At 37.0% G+C, this 22,151-nt stretch carries 22 protein-coding genes; 13 read left to right on the top strand and 9 right to left on the bottom strand.

Annotation, left to right across the window (positions count from 1 at the left end):
• Together bcp and LW139_RS12340 are read right to left on the bottom strand one after the other, a co-directional pair.
• Positions 1-471, bottom strand: a complete 471-nt coding sequence (bcp, locus tag LW139_RS12345; protein ID WP_166540558.1) for a thioredoxin-dependent thiol peroxidase — start codon at positions 469-471, stop codon at positions 1-3.
• A gap of 18 nt (positions 472-489) precedes the next feature.
• Positions 490-1,047 (bottom strand): glycine cleavage system transcriptional repressor, encoded by a 558-nt coding sequence (locus tag LW139_RS12340; protein WP_166540557.1) that lies wholly within the window; start codon positions 1,045-1,047, stop codon positions 490-492.
• A gap of 215 nt (positions 1,048-1,262) precedes the next feature.
• On the opposite strand from LW139_RS12340, the gene dapA reads away from it, so the two are divergent.
• From dapA to purC, 4 genes are all read left to right on the top strand, one after another.
• Positions 1,263-2,162: a 4-hydroxy-tetrahydrodipicolinate synthase gene (gene dapA, locus LW139_RS12335; RefSeq protein WP_072068421.1), complete on the top strand. Its 900-nt coding sequence runs from the start codon at positions 1,263-1,265 to the stop codon at positions 2,160-2,162.
• 16 nt (positions 2,163-2,178) lie between these two features.
• A complete protein-coding gene (bamC, locus tag LW139_RS12330) occupies positions 2,179-3,225 on the top strand; it encodes an outer membrane protein assembly factor BamC (protein WP_072068420.1) in 1,047 nt (348 codons plus the stop codon).
• A 289-nt stretch (positions 3,226-3,514) separates the two neighbouring features.
• The gene (locus tag LW139_RS12325; RefSeq protein WP_072068419.1) at positions 3,515-4,105 is read left to right on the top strand and encodes a phosphatase PAP2 family protein; all 591 of its coding nucleotides are present in this window, start codon (positions 3,515-3,517) and stop codon (positions 4,103-4,105) included.
• Positions 4,106-4,617: 512 nt separating this feature from the next.
• Positions 4,618-5,331: a phosphoribosylaminoimidazolesuccinocarboxamide synthase gene (purC, locus tag LW139_RS12320; RefSeq protein ID WP_247850017.1), complete on the top strand. Its 714-nt coding sequence runs from the start codon at positions 4,618-4,620 to the stop codon at positions 5,329-5,331.
• Positions 5,332-5,505: 174 nt separating this feature from the next.
• Here purC and LW139_RS12315 read toward each other — a convergent pair whose 3' ends face one another.
• On the bottom strand, positions 5,506-6,117 hold the full coding sequence (locus tag LW139_RS12315) for a glutathione S-transferase family protein (protein ID WP_247850016.1): 612 nt from the start codon (positions 6,115-6,117) through the stop codon (positions 5,506-5,508).
• A 92-nt stretch (positions 6,118-6,209) separates the two neighbouring features.
• Positions 6,210-6,908: a helix-turn-helix transcriptional regulator gene (locus LW139_RS12310; protein ID WP_109407715.1), complete on the bottom strand. Its 699-nt coding sequence runs from the start codon at positions 6,906-6,908 to the stop codon at positions 6,210-6,212.
• 220 nt (positions 6,909-7,128) lie between these two features.
• On the opposite strand from LW139_RS12310, the gene ypfJ reads away from it, so the two are divergent.
• The 3 genes from ypfJ (at position 7,129) to LW139_RS12295 (ending at position 10,578) form a co-directional block, all read left to right on the top strand.
• Positions 7,129-8,013 carry a KPN_02809 family neutral zinc metallopeptidase gene (gene ypfJ, locus LW139_RS12305; protein WP_109407714.1) on the top strand — a complete coding sequence of 295 codons (885 nt, stop codon included), beginning with the start codon at positions 7,129-7,131 and terminating at the stop codon, positions 8,011-8,013.
• A gap of 61 nt (positions 8,014-8,074) precedes the next feature.
• Positions 8,075-8,527, top strand: a complete 453-nt coding sequence (locus LW139_RS12300; protein WP_006533030.1) for a DUF441 domain-containing protein — start codon at positions 8,075-8,077, stop codon at positions 8,525-8,527.
• A 2-nt stretch (positions 8,528-8,529) separates the two neighbouring features.
• Positions 8,530-10,578: a tRNA(Met) cytidine acetyltransferase TmcA gene (locus LW139_RS12295; protein WP_247850015.1), complete on the top strand. Its 2,049-nt coding sequence runs from the start codon at positions 8,530-8,532 to the stop codon at positions 10,576-10,578.
• Here the strand turns inward: LW139_RS12295 and LW139_RS12290 are convergent.
• Complete coding sequence (locus LW139_RS12290; protein ID WP_036936107.1) at positions 10,541-10,750, bottom strand: YpfN family protein; 210 nt, start codon at positions 10,748-10,750, stop codon at positions 10,541-10,543. The genes LW139_RS12295 and LW139_RS12290 overlap by 38 nt on opposite strands.
• Positions 10,751-10,849: 99 nt before the next feature.
• On the opposite strand from LW139_RS12290, the gene LW139_RS12285 reads away from it, so the two are divergent.
• The gene (locus LW139_RS12285; protein ID WP_247850014.1) at positions 10,850-11,233 is read left to right on the top strand and encodes a DUF454 family protein; all 384 of its coding nucleotides are present in this window, start codon (positions 10,850-10,852) and stop codon (positions 11,231-11,233) included.
• A gap of 2 nt (positions 11,234-11,235) precedes the next feature.
• Here the strand turns inward: LW139_RS12285 and LW139_RS12280 are convergent, their stop codons facing one another.
• Genes LW139_RS12280 through LW139_RS12270 form a run of 3 tightly spaced genes read right to left on the bottom strand, consistent with a single transcriptional unit; the run spans position 11,236 to position 13,408 of the window.
• Positions 11,236-11,904, bottom strand: a complete 669-nt coding sequence (locus LW139_RS12280; RefSeq protein WP_247850013.1) for a M15 family metallopeptidase — start codon at positions 11,902-11,904, stop codon at positions 11,236-11,238.
• On the bottom strand, positions 11,901-13,031 hold the full coding sequence (gene dapE, locus LW139_RS12275) for a succinyl-diaminopimelate desuccinylase (protein ID WP_247850012.1): 1,131 nt from the start codon (positions 13,029-13,031) through the stop codon (positions 11,901-11,903). The genes LW139_RS12280 and dapE overlap by 4 nt, the downstream gene beginning before the upstream one ends.
• A gap of 5 nt (positions 13,032-13,036) precedes the next feature.
• Positions 13,037-13,408 carry an ArsC family reductase gene (locus LW139_RS12270; protein WP_072068406.1) on the bottom strand — a complete coding sequence of 124 codons (372 nt, stop codon included), beginning with the start codon at positions 13,406-13,408 and terminating at the stop codon, positions 13,037-13,039.
• Positions 13,409-13,614: 206 nt separating this feature from the next.
• On the opposite strand from LW139_RS12270, the gene LW139_RS12265 reads away from it, so the two are divergent.
• Complete coding sequence (locus LW139_RS12265; RefSeq protein ID WP_109407709.1) at positions 13,615-14,175, top strand: hypothetical protein; 561 nt, start codon at positions 13,615-13,617, stop codon at positions 14,173-14,175.
• 78 nt (positions 14,176-14,253) lie between these two features.
• On the opposite strand, the gene LW139_RS12260 is transcribed toward LW139_RS12265, so the two are convergent.
• Positions 14,254-14,877, bottom strand: a complete 624-nt coding sequence (locus LW139_RS12260; RefSeq protein WP_166540552.1) for a response regulator — start codon at positions 14,875-14,877, stop codon at positions 14,254-14,256.
• 762 nt (positions 14,878-15,639) lie between these two features.
• Between LW139_RS12260 and maeB the strand changes: the two genes are divergently transcribed.
• From maeB to LW139_RS12240, 4 genes are all read left to right on the top strand, one after another.
• A complete protein-coding gene (gene maeB, locus LW139_RS12255; RefSeq protein WP_166540551.1) occupies positions 15,640-17,922 on the top strand; it encodes an NADP-dependent oxaloacetate-decarboxylating malate dehydrogenase in 2,283 nt (760 codons plus the stop codon).
• A gap of 182 nt (positions 17,923-18,104) precedes the next feature.
• Positions 18,105-18,974: a ChaN family lipoprotein gene (locus LW139_RS12250; protein WP_166540550.1), complete on the top strand. Its 870-nt coding sequence runs from the start codon at positions 18,105-18,107 to the stop codon at positions 18,972-18,974.
• 45 nt (positions 18,975-19,019) lie between these two features.
• Positions 19,020-19,802 carry an energy transducer TonB family protein gene (locus LW139_RS12245; RefSeq protein WP_247850011.1) on the top strand — a complete coding sequence of 261 codons (783 nt, stop codon included), beginning with the start codon at positions 19,020-19,022 and terminating at the stop codon, positions 19,800-19,802.
• Between the two features lie 28 nt (positions 19,803-19,830).
• A complete protein-coding gene (locus LW139_RS12240) occupies positions 19,831-21,999 on the top strand; it encodes a S9 family peptidase (protein ID WP_247850010.1) in 2,169 nt (722 codons plus the stop codon).
• The last annotated feature ends 152 nt before the right edge of the window (positions 22,000-22,151 follow it).

The raw sequence follows: 22,151 nt of genomic DNA, 5'->3' as shown, positions 1-22,151 counted from the left end.
TTATGGATGCTGAGCGAGATATTCGAGAACGATTTGATGGTGATTAGTTGTTTTAAAGCTATCAAAAACATGTTCAATAACGCCGTTTTTATCAATTAAGAAAGAAGTACGATGAATACCATCGTAAGTTTTTCCCATAAATTGCTTTTCTCCCCAAATACCAAATTCTTCTGCAACTTTATGATCTTCATCTGAAAGCAACGTGAAATTTAACATCTCTTTTTCAGCGAAACGGAAAAGTTTTTCTGATTTATCTGTGCTGATACCTAGCACTTCAACTTTGGCTTTCTTTAATGCATCCATTTCATCACGTAAGCCACAAGCTTGAGTTGTACAACCCGGTGTCATTGCTTTAGGGTAAAAGTAAACGAGCACACGTTGGCCAGCGAAATCAGATAAATTAATTGTTTCTCCATCTTGGTCGGGCAGACTGAATTGAGGCGCCTTTTCACCGGCTTTTAATGGGTTCATTTGGTCATTCTCCATTTTTTACTGTTTCATCATCAGACTATTTACGATACTTATTGTGCCTTGAGCATTTAGCTCTGTACATAACTGATTGAATTTCTCATTAATAACAAGACCGTGATCATCTAATGGATTATGCGCCGTGATTTGTATCTCTAAACGGGCAGGAGTGCCATCTTCTGACAGGTGGGTTTTAGAAATTAATTCAGCAAGATTAAAATTATGCTGGCTAAACAAATTAGTAAAGCGTTCTACAATACCGGGTGCATCTTCAATATCAACCTTCGCTGCAATGGTAGAAGGATAGGTAATGGGAGCCCCATTTTTAGTTCTTTTCATGACGGTCAATAAATCAAGTTCCGCACTTTTAATCGGCAACAACGCTTCTAACTGTGCGATAGCGTTCCAGCCACCTGAGAGTAGCATGATAAACGTAAACTCTTGACCAAACATCGCAAGTCGGCTGTCCTCGATATTACATCCACATTGGCTGACTAATTGTGTAATGGTATCAACAATACCTGGGCGGTCAGCGCCTAATGCAGTAATGACGAGAAAATGTTTATCAGGTATGGGCAAAATGAGGTTCCTTTTGACTTTCAGTTTATTCTTAACAGGTAAACACAAATTTTGATTTCTGCCAAGATCCCTTGCTCACTATCTTCAATTATTATATCTCTTTAATTCATATCAAAGAATATTAGCAAATTTCATTAGAAACCTAGAGTTAAGTAGTTTTCAATAGAGCAATGAATGAGTACCATTGAGTATACGTCTATCTCGGAGCAATGATTATGGTGAATAACGAATTTAATTTTACAGGCAGTATGGTGGCATTGGTTACACCAATGGACGCAAAAGGCAATGTTGACCGGGTTAGTTTACGTAAATTAGTTGACTATCATGTTAATGCAGGCAGTGCTGCCATTGTTTCTGTCGGTACAACAGGAGAGTCTGCAACATTAAGTCATGACGAGCATGTTGATGTCGTTTTAATGACATTAGATATGGCAGATGGGCGTATTCCTGTGATTGCAGGTACGGGTGCCAATGCAACATCTGAAGCCGTTTGGTTTACACAACAATTTGAAAACAAAGGTATTGTGGGTTGTTTAAGTGTGACGCCATATTATAATAAACCTTCACAAGAAGGCTTGTATCAGCATTTTAAAGCGATTTCTGAAAGCACTGCACTACCACAAATCCTGTATAATGTGCCAGGACGTACTGGATGCGATTTATTGCCAGTAACAGTTGCACGTTTAGCCAAGTTGGATAATATTGTGGCAATTAAAGAGGCGACAGGGAACTTAAGTAGGGTTAGTCAAATCCAAGAGTTGGTTAATGATGATAGTTTTATCTTATTAAGTGGAGATGACGCATCATCATTAGACTTTATGCAACTTGGTGGTCACGGTGTTATTTCGGTTACTGCTAACGTTGCTGCGTCAGAGATGGTAGAATTATGTCGATTAGCAAATGCGGGTGAGTTTGCAAAAGCACGTGAACTTAATCGACGTCTGATGGACTTGCATCATCAGTTATTTGTTGAACCTAATCCAATCCCAGCTAAATGGGCGTGTCAACGTATTGGATTGATTGAAGACGCCACATTGCGCTTACCTATGACTCCGTTGACATCATCAGGTCAGCAAATTGTCGAGAAAGCGCTGTTAACAGCGGGAATACTGTAAAACTTAGGGAATTTTAATGGCAACACTATTGCATAAATCAAAGATTATGAAAGTCGCGGGTCTGTCGCTGGTGGTTTTACTGGCAGCCTGTTCAAGTGATCAGCGCTATAAACGTCAGGTCAGTGGTGATGAGTCTTATTTAGAGACGGCAGGGCTAAAGAATTTAGCTATTCCGGCGGGTATGGTGTTGCCTTTGCAAAATGGGGAATATGATATTCCAACCCCTAAAAAAACTGAGCCAGTAGGCTTAGCGCTTGATATTCGTCCACCGACTCAAGCTCTGAACTTATTAAGTGGTTCACGTAGTGAAAATAATGCAGATAACAGCAAACTGTTCTTACCTAGCACACCTGAAAATACAACACTATATGAGCAAGTAACGGCTATCTTAAAGGATAAAGGCGTTGCTATTGTAAAAAGTGATGCAGGGCAAAAAGAAATTCATACTGATTGGATAACATGGTTACGTGCAGATGAAAACGTGCCTTTCCAAACACGTCAACGTTTAGTAATAGCTCAAGCGGGTAATGTAATTTCATTAACCGTGACTAACGAAGGTTTACGCCAAGGCGAAACAGATGTTACTGATCCAGCTGAAGTGAAACGTTATAATATTTTAATGCTTAATGAACTGGTTGATGGTTTAAACCGTATGCGTAATTTAAGCGAAAATACAGCTACAAGTAATCTTCAGGGTATTATTGATGTCCAGAGTGGCAGTGATAATGCAGGGCTTCCAGTGATTATTGTACGTGCGCCATTCGATGTTGTTTGGGATAGATTGCCAATCGCATTAGAAAGCGTGGGAATGAAAATGGGCGACCGCACACGTTCTAAAGGTTCAGTTGAAGTGACCTATAAAGGAATGAGTAGCGCAAATTGGAGCTCGTTAGGTGTTGATAGACCAACTGTAGAAGAAGCGGATTATAAATTACAAGTAGGTGATTTAAATAACCGTAGTAGCCTACAATTTATTAGTGATAAAGGTAAGCCATTAACACAATCACAGAATGATCAAATGGTTGCAGCATTGAAAGCCGCTTTCAGTAAACCTGTGAAATAAGTATTCCGCTTTATAAAATAAAGAGAAACCGCACAATTGATATTGTGCGGTTTTTTTATGTCTTTAATAGGTAAAAGTTATCTATTCTTATTTTTATTTCTAGAGATTTAAATAGAGATTCACTATTAAATCTGTCATAAATTGAATGCTCTTTTAATGATAATGTTAAATTTGATGTTATTAATAATATTAATCTTAATGCAATGATCTTAAATCTATGTAATATTGCATCAATTCTTATTCTTAATAAAAATAACAAAGCATTCTCTGACTATATGAAGGAGTATTTATGAGTGCGGGTGATATGATTATTCACTTGATATTAAGTGGGATACTTATTGTAGGTGTTTATCAATTCTATTTTTTTACTCAACGATATACATTGAGAGAAGTGAAAGTAATTAATTCACCTGTTGATGAAAAAATTCCTTTCTGGCCTTGGTGGTCATGGATTTATAGTTTCTTATATTATCCAGCAATTCTATATCTTAACTGGATTATTCAAGACTCAAGACAATTTATTATGATTGTTTTTAGTTATATAGTTCTGTTGGTCATGCAAATGTTTTTCTTTGTAGTATTTCCTGTTGCAACCCCTGCACATTGGCGAACCATTAATCCAGGAAAAACGGCATCAGAAAAATTTCTTAAGTTTGTTCAACACTTTGATGACTCATCAAACTGCTTCCCTAGTATGCACGTTTCAGTTGCAACACTTACGGCTTGTCTTGCTTATGCAACACTAGGGCCTTGGGTTTTCTTATTCCCATTATTTATTGCTTTATCTTGTATGTTTACTAAACAACACTATTTAATTGATTTGCCAGCAGGTGCCTTATTGGGTTGGTTTGCTTATGAAATTTATTGCTTTATTATGTAATAAAATTTTTATGCCATTTGTATTCGTAGGAATATTTGAAAAATACAAAGATAAATGAATAAAAATAGCTTATTGCAATTTAGTAATAAGAGATATAACCAAATTAGTTTCTAATAAAAAAGAAATTAGTTTGGTTTTTTTATTCACAATAACTAAAAATAGGTGTAATGAAAAATGAATCAATCAATTATTAAAAATAATATAACTCTAAAAAGGAGATGATACAGTGGTATAAACTAAAAATATTCTTATTTTGATTTTTTATATTATCTATATTCTATACTTTATTATAGAAATTCTTTTTATTATTTTTAGTGGTTAATTATTGTTACTTTTAATGCTAAAGCTAATAATTTGCTTTTATTGTCTATAAACAGTGTTGTTATCAGTACGTTATCTTCAAGATTTTTTAGTGATAGTTCTCACGTTTTAAAAGCTTTTTTATCTAATCTAGAGTAGAGTATGGGAAGCAAATTTCTTGTTAAACCTATCACATCTTTGGAGTGTGTCAGATGCAGAAAAAAGCTGAGTTGTATCGTGGAAAGGCCAAGACAGTCTATGCCACTGAATCTTCTGATTTTCTTATCCTTGAATTCAGAAATGATACATCAGCGTTAGATGGCCAACGTATTGAACAGTTTGATCGTAAAGGCATGGTAAATAATAAATTTAACCATTTCATTATGAATAAACTGGAAGAAGCGGGTATCCCAACGCAGATGGAACGTTTGCTTTCTGATAATGAAGTGCTAGTCAAAAAACTCGATATGGTGCCTGTTGAATGTGTTATCCGCAATCGTGCGGCTGGCTCATTAGTTAAACGTTTAGGCGTTGAAGAAGGTATGCTTTTAAACCCACCTATTTTTGATTTATTCTTAAAAGATGATGCACGTCATGATCCTATGGTGAATGAATCTTATTGTGAAACCTTTAATTGGGTATCTAAAGAAAACCTCGCAGAAATGAAACGTCTTAGCTATAAAGCAAACGATGTCCTTAGTGAATTGTTTGATAAAGCAGGGCTTATTTTAGTCGATTTTAAACTCGAATTTGGTCTATTTCACGGCAAAGTTGTATTAGGTGATGAATTCTCTCCTGATGGTAGCCGTCTATGGGATAAAAATACCTTAGATAAAATGGATAAAGATCGTTTCCGTCAAAGCTTAGGCGGATTAATTGAAGCATACGAAGAAGTTGCACGTCGAATCGGTGTTTCTTTAGACTAAATACGCAAACGATTACGTCAAGTTAAACAAGATGTAATTAGAAAAGGTCAGCTTAAAAACTGACCTTTTGTCTTAATAGAAGCATTTTAAATGAAATATATTAAACAAATATAGCAATGCTACTAAGCAACTATGGTGATAGCTTAATTGAATTACGTTTAATAATAAGAAAATTTATCGTAATCCTAAGCTTTCTAATAATTGTTTAATTTCATTATTAAGTGCAAGGCTATCAATATATTGGTTAATCAGTGGTGTAGGCTGGATAAGTGCATACTTGCACAAAAATATAAGGAAATAACCTACATACACATCAACGGCAGTCAGATTTTTGCCACAAATATAAGGATTAGCACTAGCTAGCCCCGTTTCTAAACAATGAAAGGCTCGTTCAAATGAACCAAAACCAGAGGATTTTTGTTGTTCTTCATTCAACTCTATACCGAGATCTTTGACTGTAAATGCCGCTTCAATGGGTCCTGCGGTAAAAAAGAACCAACGATAATAAGCTGCACGTTCGGGGGAATTTAGTGCAGGTACAAATCCTTTCTCAATAAACTTATCCGCTAAATAAGCACAAATAGCTGCAGACTCAGTAACGACGATTTCGCCATCAACTAATGCAGGAACTTTTGCCATTGGATTAATGGCAAGATATTCAGGGGTACGCATTGGTTCGCCATATTCTAATTCAACACGCTGATAAGGCACATCTAATATTTTTAAGAAAAGCTCAACTGTGTTACCGCGAGACATTGTATTAGTATAAAGAATAAGTTCACTCATGATGTTTCCTTACTGTGTTGATTAATATGATGTTATTTAAACTGAAATAGCTAAACTATGAACAGTAAGGAAGATATTACGGAAGTTGAGTGTCAATTATTGTCAGGAGTGTCTTTGAGGATCTCTTTTTTCCATCTATCGAGCAAATAACTTTTTGGATAAGGTAAATTATCACTTAATACATCATAAGAAATAATTCTATCAAGTCTAAAATGGCGATAGCTTTGACGCAATTCACACCATGCAGCAATGACTTGTGAGTCTTGAAAGTAGCCAATCGCAATCGGCCAAATAATACGATGACTTAATTGTTTTTGAGCGTCTTTATAATCAATCTTCGCTTTTTTCTCTTCACGCAAACTTAAACGTAAATCTTTAGCAATAGTGTGGTTAACTTCAATAATTCGGTTTGTAGGAACAAATAACGTGTTTTTTTCCAGTAATGTTTGATGCTGTGTTGTGACCACGGCATTAATTTTATTAATTGCACGTAATGCCGAGTAGCTTAATTCGTTATCTGTATTATTTTCAACCCAACGTAACCCTAAGATAAGGGCCTCCAATTCATTAATATCAAAGGTTAATGGAGGAAGTAATAATCCTGATTTTAATTGATAACCCATACCCGCTTCACCCGTAATTTCAGCACCTTGATCACGTAGAGATTCAATATCACGATAAATCGACCGTACACTTATGTGTAATTTATCAGCGAGCGCTTCAGCAGTTATCGGATAACGGTTTTCTTTTAAAATTTGTAATAAAGTGAGTAAGCGTTGGGTCCGAGTCATTAAGATCTCAATGTGTTAACAAAAAATACGATGATTAGGAATAAGAATTCTATTATGAAATGACTAGAGTGTGTTGAGTTATTTTCTCTAATAGTCTCTATTACCTTGCTCTTAAAAAATAGGGAATAGAGATGGCAATTTTTTGTTATTATCTCAAATCAAGTGATAAATTTACTCATAATAAAGATAAATTAGCCTATTAAACCAGTGGGGATAAGTTATGCGTTGGAATGATCGCCGAAGAAGTAATAATGTAGAAGACCGAAGGGGACAACCTTCCTCTGCATCTGGTGGTGGCAATCTCCCATTAGGATTAATTGCACTTTTACTGCGTACTAAATATGGTTTTGTAATAATTATTGTTTTAGTTATCGCCAGCTTTATGGGATTTGATTTTAACACGTTAACGGGGGGCAACAATCAAGCCCCACAACGTAATGAGCAACAAACCGCACTTTATAATGAAGCTGCCGATTTTAGTAGTGTTATTTTAGCCAGTACTGAAGATTTCTGGCGGACAATTTTTGCACAAGCAGGAAAACAATATAGTGATCCTAAACTCGTGCTATATACCAATAGCACAACAACACAATGTGGAACTGGTACAAAAATAATGGGGCCATTTTATTGTCCCGCTGATCGAAAAATCTATCTTGATCTCTCTTTTTATAATGAAATGAAAAATAGCTTAGGTGGTGGTGGCGAATTTGCCCAAGGTTATGTTATTTCTCATGAAGTTGGTCATCATGTTCAGCATTTATTAGGCATTACAACTCAAATGCGTGAAAAACAACAAATGGCTCGCTCAAAAGCAGAAGCAAATCGTTTATCTGTAAAATTAGAGCTACAAGCTGACTGCTTTGCGGGAATGTGGGGGCATTTTATTGCAGGTGAAGGCCGTATTGATGAAAGTGATGTATTAACGGCAATTAAAACAGCGCAAGCTATTGGTGATGATAAATTACAGCAACAACAGCAAGGTTATGCAGTTCCTGATAGCTTTACACATGGCACCGCAGAACAGCGAAAAACTTGGTTTATGCGTGGTTATAACAGCGGTAGTATCAAATCTTGCGATACATTTGCTTCTTCGTCTTTGAACTAATACCATTCTTTGGTAAATAAAAGACAATTAACACTATAAAGAGAAAGGGTTAGGAACAAACATGAGTAATGTTGATCCCTCATTATTAATTTTACTGGTCCTCGCAGGGCTCGGTATTATTAGTCATAATATGACTGTAACGTTAGCTATGCTGGCTTTGTTAGTTATTAAAATTACACCATTAAATCAATATTTTCCTGTTGTTGAAAAATATGGCATGACCATAGGTATCTTAATTCTTACCATTGGCGTAATGACACCTATTGCAACGGGGCGTATATCAGGACAAGAAGTTCTTAATTCATTCTTAAATTGGAAATCACTATTAGCGATTGCTATTGGTATTGCTGTTTCTTGGTTAGGTGCTAGAGGTGTTTCTTTAATGAATAACCAGCCTTCAACAGTTGCTGGCTTATTAGTGGGAACGGTGATTGGAGTAGCGCTTTTCCGAGGTGTTCCAGTTGGGCCATTAATTGCAGCTGGTATTCTTTCGTTATTAATTGGTAAATCCTAGTAGTGTCATTCTCCCATTTGCATCAATACCAACAAAAGTTAGCGCGATTTGGGCAGCGTCAATTACTGCTATTAGCGGGCGATCCAACATGGCAAGCAGAACAGATCCTGCAAATTACCCAGTTATGCGAAGGTGATTGGATAACGATTTCCTCCAGTAAACCTAATGCTATTTTACCAGCGCACGCTATTCGTTTGCTAGGACGAGAGTTTCTACATGCTGTTTTTGATGCTAATGAGGGATTTAATACCGATGCTTTAGCGATGTTAACGGGCACATTAAAAGCTGGTAGTTTATTGATCCTGTGCTTACCCGATATTGATAATTGGGATCGCTACATAGATAACGATAGTCAGCGCTGGAATGATGCTCAAGGTATACTTTCAACACCAAATTTTATGGGATGGTTAAAAGATATCACGTTGGGTGGTGGTCAAGTGATTGTGTGGCAACAATCAACATTATTGAAATTGCCTACAATGATAGAAAAAACTAAACCTTGGGTGCTTCCACAAGGTGAACCAACCACAGAGCAGCAAGTGATTTTAGATAATTTGCTTATATCGACATCTGGTGTTTGGAGTGTTATTGCACCAAGAGGACGTGGGAAATCTGCGCTTGCTGGTATGTTTATCGAGCAATGTCAAGGTAATGTGATAGTTTGTGCACCAGCTAAAAATAGCACTGATGTTTTATCTTCCCATACCAACAAAGTCATTTCATTTTACTCTCCTGATAATTTATTAGCTCTGTGCAAAAATAATGCAATTCAAAGTGATTGGTTGATCATTGATGAAGCTGCTTCTCTACCAATTGCACAATTAGAAGTGCTGTGTGGTTATTTTCCTAATGTGTTAATGACAACCACAGTACAAGGTTATGAGGGAACAGGGCGCGGTTTTATGCTTAAATTAGGAGACAACATTCCCAATTTACGCATCTATCAATTACAAACACCAATCCGTTGGGCTAAAGATTGTCCATTAGAAAATTGGCTTAATCAGTTGTTATTGCTTGATGAACCTGAATATGATTTTGAACGCCAGCAACAAGGTGAAGTCGATATCCAGCAGCTTCAAGGAAATTGGCATAATAATATTCCACAATTACATGGATTTTATCAACTTCTTACTAGTGCGCATTATCGAACAACACCATTGGATCTACGGCGTTTACTTGATGGCCAAAAACAGCGTTATTGGTCAGCGATAATCAATAAAAAAATTGTAGGTGCCGTGTGGTGTATTGAAGAAGGGGGGTTACCTTTCAAACTTGCTTATGAGGTATGGCTGGGTACTCGTAGGCCTAGAGGTAATCTACTTGCACAATCATTAGTCACCTATGGTTTAACGCCAGATGCGGTGTGTTTAACCTCATTGCGTATTAGTCGAATTGCCGTTTTGCCTCAATATCGACGTCAGAAAATTGCCGCAACTTTAATAACTAATATTGTAAAAGAGAGCCAAAAACAGGCTATTGATTACCTTTCAGTGAGCTTTGGTTACACTGAAGTTTTAGCGCAGTTTTGGATGCAATGTGGCTTTCAAATAGTACGATTAGGGGTACATAAAGAGGCAAGTAGTGGATGTTATGCCGCAATGGCGATTTATCCACTAACAGAAAAAGGTGAGCAGTTATTACGCTCGTCTTTAAGCGCTTTTGCTTTGCAATATCAGAAGATAAAACAGCAAACAGGCATCTGTTTATCAATGAAATTGCTACCCCATCATATTGCTACACCACAAGATACTTGGTTAATGATGGCAGGTTTCGCATTTGCTCATCGTCCGGAGCTCACCGTTTATGAGAGTGTTGCCAACTTTTTGGTAGGTTATGAGCAACACTACCCGTTATTGGTGGCTTTTTTTGTAGAAAATAAAACAGTTGAACAGTGTGTAGCTGAGTTTTCTTTATCAGGAAAAAAAGTCTTAGCTAAGCAACTAAGAGAACAATGCGCAAAATTAATGGCTGAAAGAGATCCTCAATTAACATCGCATTATCAACAGTGGTTAGCTACTTGTTCTCATCCTTCTTGTTTTGATTTTGTTTAGGCCAATCATCTTCATCATCCCATTTATCATTAAAATCACGGTGTGGAGGTAATTTCCGCTTATTTTTAAGAAATTGTTTAGGATCGATTTTGTTCATATCTTTAATTGCGTTAATAATAATTCCCACCAAAAGAATTAAAATAACCCACCAATAGTCAGCAAACCAGTGCATAAATAAACCTTCTGTTTTAAAATCGTTATTGAGAATGAGGATCTTTTTTATTTAACGCTATAAAATGACCAAATACAGCATAAGTTGGAAAAGCACAGTATGAAACGGATATTATTGATTATAGCAGGTTGGTTATGTGTTGGATTAGCCACGCTGGGTGTTATTTTACCTGTATTACCCACAACACCTTTTTTATTACTTGCTGCATGGTGTTTTTCACGCTCATCAACACGCTTTCATCATTGGTTGCTTTACCGTTCTTGGTTTGGTTCTTATTTACGTTATTGGCAAACTTATCGTGCCATGCCTAAAGGGGCGAAACCTAAAGCTATCTTAGTGATCTTAATTACTTTTGCGATTTCACTGTGGTTAGTATCAATGCTATGGGTCAGAATATTATTACTCATGATCCTAGTTTGTTTATTAATTTTTATGTGGAGACTTCCTGTAAACGATCAACAAGAAGCCCCATGTGAGAAATAATTTTATTCAGGCAAAACAATATAACGTGAAAATATCTCGTCAAGATCCGTTAATAACCACTGCTTACCATAAATATCTTCTTCCTCTAACACTGATTTAAGAATTTCAGGTGTGTAAGCAAGTGAGGCTTCATGAGATAGAGGCCAATAACTGATATGCCAAGGTTCGTAAGCAATATCGCTCTCTTTATGAGTAAAAGGGCGATAAAAATCATATGCTGACATATTTTCCGTTAACCACTCATTAAGCTCTGCAAAATAGCCGCCGTCTTCATACTCCCAAGGCTCTAACTGTAATGATTGTCCTTCAGGTAAGCGAAAAGGATCATAAATATCAATTTCAGTTCCCCAATGGTGGCGACTTGCTCCCGGCAATGCTGACCATTTTAAAATGGCAGTACAACGCTCACCTTCTGATAGTGAATGAATATCTATTGGTTGGCTTTGTGCATCTAAGACAGGGCGCGTTCCTTCAAATTTGCCATTCCATATTGCCAGTTGGCGATTAAAATCGCGAAAAGAGCTGGCTGGCATTAATTTAAAACCTGCTTTTGTTGCTTGTTGCTGTAATGCTAAAAACGCTTTAGTGGCATTAAATTGTAAACGGTGTTGGCCTGATAAAGTGACCAAATGGTCAGTAGAACGACCCGTTAACATTAGAGGCGTTATCATAAAATAAGTTGCTCCATCACTCGCTGATAAATTCGACTAAGTTGCTGTAAGTCTGCCGCATTGACACATTCATTCACTTTGTGAATAGTTGCATTCACAGGGCCTAACTCAACAACTTGTGCTCCCATTTGAGCTATAAATCGCCCATCAGAAGTGCCTCCACTGGTGGAGAGCTCTGGTTCTAAATTGGTATAATGTTTAACAGAATAGCGAACCGCTTCAAGCAATTTACCTTGACCAGTAATAAAAGGTTGACCTGATAAAGACCATTCTAAATGATAACTAAGTTGGTGTTTTTGCAATAAAGCTTCTGTACGTTGACGAATTTCTTCATCAGTAATTGCGGTGCTAAAACGGAAATTAAATTGGATAAACAACTCACCAGGAATAACATTATTACTGCCAGTACCTGCATGAATATTGGCAATCTGCATGGTTGTTGCTGGGAAAAATTCGTTGCCTTCATCCCAAACCGTATTGACTAATTCTTGAATAAAAGGGGATGCAGTATGAATAGGATTTTCTGCAAGGTGAGGGTAAGCGACATGCCCTTGCACACCTTGAATTAATAAATTCGCTGTTATTGAGCCACGACGGCCATTTTTAACCATATCACCTAATTGATGTTGGCTTGAAGGTTCACCGACAAGGCAATAATCGAGACGTTCGCCTCGTGACATCAAAGATTGCACAACTTTCACTGTGCCATCTGCTGCTTTTGCTTCTTCATCGGAGGTAATTAAAAAAGCCAGCCGTCCACGATGATCAGGATAAGAATGAACAAAACGTTCTGCGGCAACAATCATTGCGGCAAGAGAACCTTTCATATCAGCAGCACCGCGCCCATAAAGCATGCCATCACGTATTGACGGTTCAAACGGTGGTTGTTCCCATAATGCAGGATCACCAGTAGGAACTACATCTGTATGACCAGCAAAGGCCAGAGTCTCGCCCTCACCACCACGGCAAGCCCATAAATTCTCTGTTTCACCAAAAGGCATTCTTTCAATAGTAAAACCAAGAGGAGCTAGCCTATCAATAATCAATTGTTGACAACCTTGATCGTCAGGGCTTATCGAAGGACGTGAAATTAATTGTTGTGCAAGTTCAATAACAGGACAGGACATAAATATTAGGCTCCTGTAAAGGTCAAATAGTCATTGGTATTAAAACCGACAATAAAGCGGTTATCTGATGAGACAAGAATAGGGCGCTTAATGATAGCGGGTTTATCTAACATCAGTGAAATAGCGGAGGTAACATCCGTGATTGCATTTTTTTCTTCATCAGATAATTGGCGCCAAGTTGTTCCTCTTTTATTCACAAGTGTCTGCCAATCTAAGTTTTCTGTAAAGGTGCGTAATAATGCTTCCGTCAAACCCTCTTTGCGGTAATCATGAAACGCGTAAGGAACATGATTATCATCTAGCCATTTACGTGCTTTTTTGATTGTATCGCAATTTTTTATGCCGTACATGGTATATGTCAGGTTTGTCGTGGACATGATATTTTCCTTATATGACAATACGTAATATTAGTATTGATGAGAATGAGTGTTATACAATTTCAAAATAACAGCTTTTGTTGTAGTGAAAAATCCTATTTACATTATAAAATATATCGGATATTAAACTGTCACGTTAGTGTAACGAATTGTGTAGCGTAGAGTAATACAAATACGAATAAAGATTTCCGTTGGTAAAAGAGAATATGAAAAGTATTTCACTGAGTCTTATATTACTTTTACTTTCTTCTTTTAGCTGGGCAGATGAAGAAAATGACAGTCAAAAAGTTGATGAGTATAAAATAGCCTTAGAAGCTTTTTTTAACAGTGATTATTTATTGTGTTTGGGCGAAGGGAAATGGCCTGTATATAGCAATGAAGATGATGCACCTTGGGTGTTAGAAAGAATGCATGCATTAGTTGAGGCTGGATTAATTGAACAAACAGCAAATGGAGAAGAATGGGTGTTCAATCTCAGTGAAAAAGGACGCACAGCGTGGCAACCTTACCAAGACTTCTGCTATGGTCATCTGTTTATTAGCCAAATAAAAGAGATCCAACCGATAGGATCAGGTAAAAGTAAAATTTATTTCTATTATGGTGTAAAAGGCATTCCTTCATGGGCAACTAATGAGGAAATACAATCCGCTTTTAGTGAACTTGATATTGTCATAAATGGAATTAATCGGGAGCTCTATCAGTTAAATATTGAAAAAATGCCAGATAACCATTTTAAAGTATTAAGTTACCCTGTTCCTATTGAGTAATGAATGACTTAATACATGTTTAAGCCAAATATTCAATAATAACTCTGATTACCCCGACCCAGTGTCGGGGTAAAACGTTTAATACTGGTGCTTAATAAGAATAAGACTAGCAGCTAAACGAGAAGTAACTTGCAGTTTCTTTAAAATGTTACGAATGTGAACTTTCACTGTTTCTTCAGAAATAAATAAGTTTTCAGCAATTTGCTTGTTTTTCATACCAACTGACACTTCATGAAGGACATCAAGTTCTCTTTTCGTAAGAGCTGAAAGTGGATCAGAATAGTTTTGTCTAAGTTGAATATATTGCCAAACTCGCTCGCTATAAACAGGATGCCCAACAGCCGCTTTACGCAAGCTTAGTAGCAGCATATCTAATTCACATTCTTTTAAAAGATAACCGTTTGCGCCTGCATCCAACGCAGCATAAACATCGTTGCGTGAATCAGAAACGGATAAAACAAGAACGTAAGATGTTAAACCAGAACGTCGAAGTGTCCGAATAGCATCAATACCTGAACGCCCTTGTAGATTTAAATCCATCATAATTAAATCTGGATTTAATTGTTTTGCAGCGGTTACAGCCTCTTGAACATTGCCACTTTCGCTTACTACGACAAAATCCTTGTCTTTTTCTAACAATAGCCGTAATCCATATCTCATGATAGGGTGATCATCCACTATCATAATTGAGTAGCTAGGCATAACCCCTCTCCCTAAAAAAAAATAATAATGTGCGTAATCTTTCCAAAAGTAGAAAATAAAAAAGTAAATTCCAAATGAGGAATAAAAATTAGAATCAGACATCTTATTAAAACAATAAGAAAATAAAATTGACGGTTGGCAATATTACACCAATTATTGTTACGGGTAAAAAAGAAAATAACCAAAACGCCTAACAAAAAATCTAATTCTATAAAATCTTTATAGTTACAATGAGTTGTATAGAAATGAGCCTATTTAAAAAATAATCAACAAGCGAAAATAGTTATTGTTTTTTTAAACAATATAAAAAATTTAATTATTTTAAATGTTAATTTAATATCTGATAAATAATAAACAAATATTGTCTTTTTTCTGTTCGAGTTTATTACAGTGGGGAAAATTAAATGACGTTAATAATATACCTATAACTAGGTATTAATTGTATATAACAAATTTAGAGTGTGTTGACCTTTGATGGTCAGTTTTTATTCGCATTAAAATGAGTAAAACGCCTTTTAATCGAACCCAGAGGGCTGTTTTTTATGGTTGTTTTTATTTTAAGTGATCACTATTAATATCATTCAATGCCTAAAAGAGCTGAGTAGGTCGTTTTATAAGCTTTTGTAGCGATAAAAATCAGCAAAAAAGATCAGTGTGTTCTAGCTTACTAAATTGAAAAAAGTGTCGGAGCCGTCATGATTTAACGCTCCATTACCATTATACTAACGAAGCCCTTACCCTATTGATACAAAGGATATGAAGATGGAAGACAAATTAAAACAAAGCGCTCTAGATTTTCATGAATTTCCCGTACCAGGCAAAATCACAGTAACACCTACAAAACCGTTAATTACCCAACGTGACTTAGCATTAGCTTATTCGCCGGGTGTTGCAGCACCTTGTTTAGAAATTGCAGCTGATCCTCTTGCTGCTTATCGCTATACCGCTAAAGGTAACCTTGTTGGGGTGATTTCAAATGGTACAGCAGTGCTTGGACTTGGAAATATTGGGGCCTTAGCCGGTAAGCCTGTAATGGAAGGTAAAGGCGTTTTGTTTAAGAAGTTTTCTGGTGTTGATGTTTTTGACATTGAAGTTAATGAAACGGACCCTGATAAACTTGTTGATATTATTGCTTCATTAGAACCTACTTTTGGTGGTATTAACCTCGAAGATATTAAAGCACCAGAGTGTTTCTACATTGAGAAAAAATTGCGCGAGAGAATGAATATCCCTGTTTTCCATGATGATCAACATGGTACAGCAATTATCTCAACCGCGGCGATCCTCAATGGTTTACGCATTATTCGAAAAGATATCAGTAAAGTAAAATTAGTGGTATCAGGAGCAGGTGCAGCTTCCATCGCTTGTATGAATCTATTAGTCGCTTTAGGGCTAACACGTGAAAATATCACAGTATGTGACTCAAAAGGAGTTATCTACCGTGGTCGTGAAGCTAATATGGCAGAAACCAAAGCTGCCTATGCGATTGAAGACAATGGTACGCGCACATTAGATGATGTTATTAATAATGCTGATATTTTCTTAGGTTGTTCAGGGCCTGGTGTATTAACACAAGAAATGGTTAAAAAAATGGCGCGTGATCCACTTATTCTTGCGCTTGCAAATCCAGAGCCTGAAATTTTACCACCACTAGCAAAAGCGGTACGTTCTGATGCGATCATCTGTACAGGTCGTTCGGACTACCCAAATCAGGTTAATAACGTATTGTGTTTCCCATTCATTTTCCGTGGCGCCTTAGACGTTGGTGCGACTGCGATTAATGAAGAGATGAAACTCGCGTGTGTACATGCTATTGCAGAGCTTGCACTGGCAGAGCAAAACGAAGAAGTCGCTTCAGCGTATGGTGATCAAGAGCTCTCTTTTGGTCCAGAGTACATTATTCCAAAACCGTTTGATCCACGCTTAATTGTAAAAATTGCACCAGCAGTTGCAAAAGCGGCAATGGATTCGGGTGTTGCAACACGCCCAATTGAAGATTTCTCGGTTTATATCGAACATCTTAATGAGTTTGTTTATAAAACTAACTTATTTATGAAACCTATTTTCTCTCAAGCGAAAAAAGAGAAAAAACGCATTGTGTTAGCTGAAGGTGAAGAAAACCGCGTATTACATGCCACACAAGAACTCGTTACATTAGGTTTAGCAACTCCAATCTTAATTGGTCGCCCTAGTGTAATTGAGATGCGTATTCAAAAACTAGGTTTACATATTCAAGCGGGCAAAGATTTTGAAGTAGTGAACAATGAAAATGACCCACGTTTCAAAGAATATTGGCAAGAATATCACCAAATTATGAAACGTCGTGGTGTTTCTCAAGAACAAGCTCGTCGCGCAATGATTGGTAATCCAACGCTTATAGGTGCCATTATGGTGCGTAGAGGTGAAGCGGATGGCTTGATTTGCGGTACAGTAGGGAGCTATGCAGAGCACTTCGAAATCTATAAAAATGTGTTTGGTTTACGTGAAGGTATGGAAACGGCAGGAGCAATGAATGCACTGTTACTGCCAAGCGGTAATACTTTCATTACAGATACTTATGTTAATGAAGATCCAACAGCCGAACAACTGGCGGATATTACTCTCATGGCAGCGGACACCATTCGTCGCTTTGGTATTGAACCAAAAGCCGCACTAGTTTCTCGCTCAAGTTTTGGCTCTTTTGATAGTCCATCATCAATTAAACTCAGAAAAGCGTTAGAAATTATCAAACAACGCGCACCTGAATTAGAAATTGATGGTGAAATGCATGCTGATGCGGCATTAGTAGAGTCTATTCGCCGTGATGTGATGCCTGATAGCCCATTAAAAGGCTCTGCGAATTTACTTATTATGCCAACAATGGAAGCGGCACGTATTAGTTATAACTTATTACGAGTAACTAGTTCTGATGGTGTGACTGTGGGGCCTGTTTTAATGGGGGTCGCTAAACCAGCTCATATTTTAACGCCAATTGCATCAGTACGTCGTATCGTAAATATGGTGGCATTAGCTGTTGTCGAAGCGCAAGCACAATCGCAAAATTAATTGTTAATAATCAAATTGTTTTACACATAAAGCGCCTTTTATCAGGCGCTTTTTTTATGCCATTGAAATAGATATAAAAGCATTAAATGCAAATAAATATAAGAATGATATTGATAATTATTAGTAACAACATTAACCTATGCGCTCAACTAAAATAGGTATATATAACTAATAGGACGATTATGTTTTTCTCAATATCAAAAAGGATCTTACTACTAGTTTCATTAATAAGTCTTTCAGCTTGTCACTCAATAGAAAAGCAACCTGTATCAACTGTAGATCTGACAATTATTCAGTCGGCAAACATTATTGATACTCAAACTGGGCAATCTATCACGGCAGATATATTGCTAACACGGTTAGCAAGCCAATCACGTGTGATCATTGGTGAAAAACATGACAATGCTTATCATCATGATATTGAATATTGGTTAATGACAGAACTACCTAAAAAGCGCCCTCAAGGCGCTGTTTTACTCGAGATGTTAACACCAAGCCAGCAATCCTTAGTTGATAATACAAAGAAACGTTATTCAGGTTCTGAATATCTACGGGATGAACGCCTAATGGCGGCATTAAAATGGAATTCAGGCTGGCCTTGGAAATGGTATGGCAATATTGTTAAAGCAGGGCTAAGCGCTGATTATCCTTTATTAGCTGCCAATATTGATCGCAGTGAAATATCTAGTGCGTATAAAAATCCGCCTATTATTGAAGGTGTACATTCAACTGATGCATCTGTTCGTCAACTTATTCAAAAAACAATCGAACTTTCTCATGGCGATGCGCTTGATAAAACACAAGCAGAAAAAATGACGGTTATTCAGCAATTGCGAGATCGTGCAATGGCGAAAAGTTTATTGGATGCTCCTACGCCTGCACTTTTAATTGCCGGCTCTTTTCATGCCACAAAAATAATGGGTGTACCTTTACACGTTGCTGATTTAGCGCCGAATGAAAACGTGACAGTCGTGATAATGACGGAAGAGGGAAGTGATATCACTCCAGTTCATGCCGATTATCTTTGGATAACACCTGTCGCATTACCTTAATTTATTGATAACACAATTATGCTTATTTCCTCTTGTATGGATCAAATGCCAAAATTTCAGCTTTGCAGTTCTAAAGCGTTAATTTTGGCTATCGGTGTACACGCTGTTTTTGTCATGGCTTATTTTTTTCTCAATAAAGAAAATACGGTATTAATACAAGAGCCTGAATTAGCTGTAATGATGAGCTTAAGTGAAAATGTACAAGCGCTCAGTGATGAAAAACAGGTTGTAGGGGTCGATCAACAACTGGCAGTGGCAAGCCAAAAAAAGGTAGAGCAAGATATTGCTGAAAAGCAGCCTGATCTTATTGTGAATGAAAATGCTGAAATTTTGATCGAAAAACCCAAAAAAAGGGTCAATGTAGAGCAAACGGCTAAAGTAACTCCTGTTACCTCTCCTGTAAAACCTGCACCGATTATGAGTGAAAATGTGTCTAGCCAATCAGCACCTTCAAGTAGTCGCTCCGCGGCGAGACAGCAATCTAATGATGTTAGTGCAAATTATGACAGTGATTCGGATAGTTCAGAAAGCGCATTAGCATTATGGCAAGCTAAAACAAAAGGACACCTTAATCGCTATAAAGCCTATCCTGAAGAAGCAAAAAGCAAAGGTAGAACGGGGATTTCTAAAGTGCGCTTTATTGTTGATGAACAAGGTTATGTCATATCGAGTGAATTAATTCTCAGTAGTGGTGTGCGTTCTTTAGATAGAGAAGCACAAAGAGTACTCAAACGCGCTGAGCCCTTACCGATACCGCCAATGGAGTTATTGTCGAAAGGTAAAATAATGGTTGAAATGCCAATTGAGTTTTCTACACTAACGTTCTAACGACAGGTTAAAAAGGAAATAAAACGTTATGCTAGTCGCAACAAAAAAACGGATGACGTTGCAATTAACGAGTGCGATCATGGCTTTGTTAATTTCAACAACACCTGCATTGGCTCAAAATCAAAAGGACTCCCTAGTGACGCCACCAAAAGCGAACAAAGTGCCTCATGTGATGATAGAACATGGCGATGCACGTACCGATAATTATTATTGGCTAAGAGATGATTCACGCCAAGATCCTAAAGTGCTTGATTATCTTAATGCTGAAAACGCCTATACCGAATCTGTAATGAAAGAAGGTAAGGCATTAGAAGAAACACTCTTTAATGAAATGGTGAGCCGCATGGCTCAAAATGATGAGTCAGTGCCTTACATTTATAATGGCTATACTTATCGTACTATTTACCAAGAAGGTAAAGATTTCCCTATTTATCAGCGTAAGCCAGTTAATAGCGAGAGTGAATGGGAAGTTCTGGTTGATGGAAACGAACGTGCTAAAGGACATGAGTTTTATCAATTAGGTGATCTGACTATCAGCCCAGATAACAAACGTATAGCGATTACTGAAGATAAAGAAGGGCGCAGAAACTATAATGTTGCCTATAAAGATTTGTCAGATAACACATGGAAAGAGAATGTGTTAACCAATATCTCAGCAAACTTAGTGTGGGCAAATGATAGCAAAACACTATTTTATGTTGATAAAGATCCGCAAACGCTACTACCTTATCAAATTTATCGCCATCAATATGGCACTGATCGCAAACAAGACGTCAAAATCTTTGAAGAAAACGACGATCGCTTTTATACATGGATGGGTAAAAGCAAATCTGAAGATTACATTCTTGTCTCTATTGAAAGTTCAACAACCTCAGAGTCTCGCTTAATTGATGCGAATGCACCAGAAAAACCGATGGTTATCTTCTCTGCACGTCAAGAAGGGCGCGAATATGATATCGACCATTTTAATGGTGAATTTTATATTCGTTCGAATCATGAGAGTGAATTGTTTGGTCTTTATAAAACAGCATCAATCGATAAACCTTGGAAAACCGTCATTGCGCCACAAAAAGATGTCGATTTAGAAGGTTTTGATCTGTTTAATCGCTGGTTGGTTGTGGAAGAAAGAAAACAAGGCCTAGTGTCATTACGCCAAATTGATTGGAAAACAGGTCAATCAACTAATGTCACGTTTGACGATCCTGTTTATATGGCATGGTTAGGATTTAATCCTCAAGCAGATAGTGAAGAGCTTCGCTTTGGTTATACATCCATGACAACACCATCTTCAACTTATCAATGGAATATGCAAACACATCAAAAGCAACTGCTTAAACAACAAGAAGTGAAAGGCTTTGAACGTGATTTGTATGAAAGTGAGCGCATTTGGGTAAAAGCACAAGATGGTGTTGAAGTTCCCGTATCATTGGTTTATCGCAAAGACTTATTTAAGAAAGGCGAAAATCCTATCTTAATTTATGGTTATGGCTCTTACGGTAGTAGCATTGATCCATCATTTAGCTCACCTCGTTTAAGTTTGTTAGATAGAGGTTTTGTCTATGCGATTGTTCACGTACGTGGTGGTGGTGAATTAGGTAAACGTTGGTACAACCAAGGTAAAATGGAACATAAAGTTAATACTTTTACTGACTTTATTGATGCCACTAAATATCTAATTGCCGAAGGTTACGGAGCACCTAAACATGTTTACGCAATGGGTGGTAGTGCCGGTGGTTTATTAATGGGCGCTGTTGTGAATATGGCACCAGAATTATACCGTGGTGTTGTATCTCAAGTTCCATTTGTTGATGTTGTGACAACAATGCTCGACGCTTCAATTCCATTAACGACAGGGGAATATGAAGAGTGGGGAAATCCTGCTGATAAAGACGTTTATTTCCGCTTAAAATCATATAGCCCATACGATAATGTTGTTGCTAAGGCTTATCCTCATTTATTAGTCACTACAGGATTACATGATTCACAAGTACAATATTGGGAGCCTGCAAAGTGGGTTGCTAAATTACGTGAATTAAAAACGGATAATAATCTATTATTACTTGATACTAATATGAGTGCAGGACACGGCGGTAAATCAGGACGTTTTAATCGTTTACGTGATACTGCAAAAGAATATGCTTTTATTCTGATGTTAGAACAACCGAAAGTTTATTTTAAAGCTCAAAATATTAACTAGATTAGTATGTAATAACAAATAAATTTAATAAAATCAGCCTGTCTCTCTTTAAGAGAGGCAGTGCTATTATTTAAGTTTATATAACAATAATAATATTATTTCTTATTTTTTGTTTTTTATATAAAGCAAAGTGAGCCTATTTAAATAAAAAT

The organism is Proteus vulgaris, from assembly GCF_023100685.1.
GTDB lineage: Bacteria > Pseudomonadota > Gammaproteobacteria > Enterobacterales > Enterobacteriaceae > Proteus.
The sequence above is the reverse complement of the archived record's forward strand: the minus strand, read 5'-3'. Positions and strand labels throughout refer to the sequence as shown.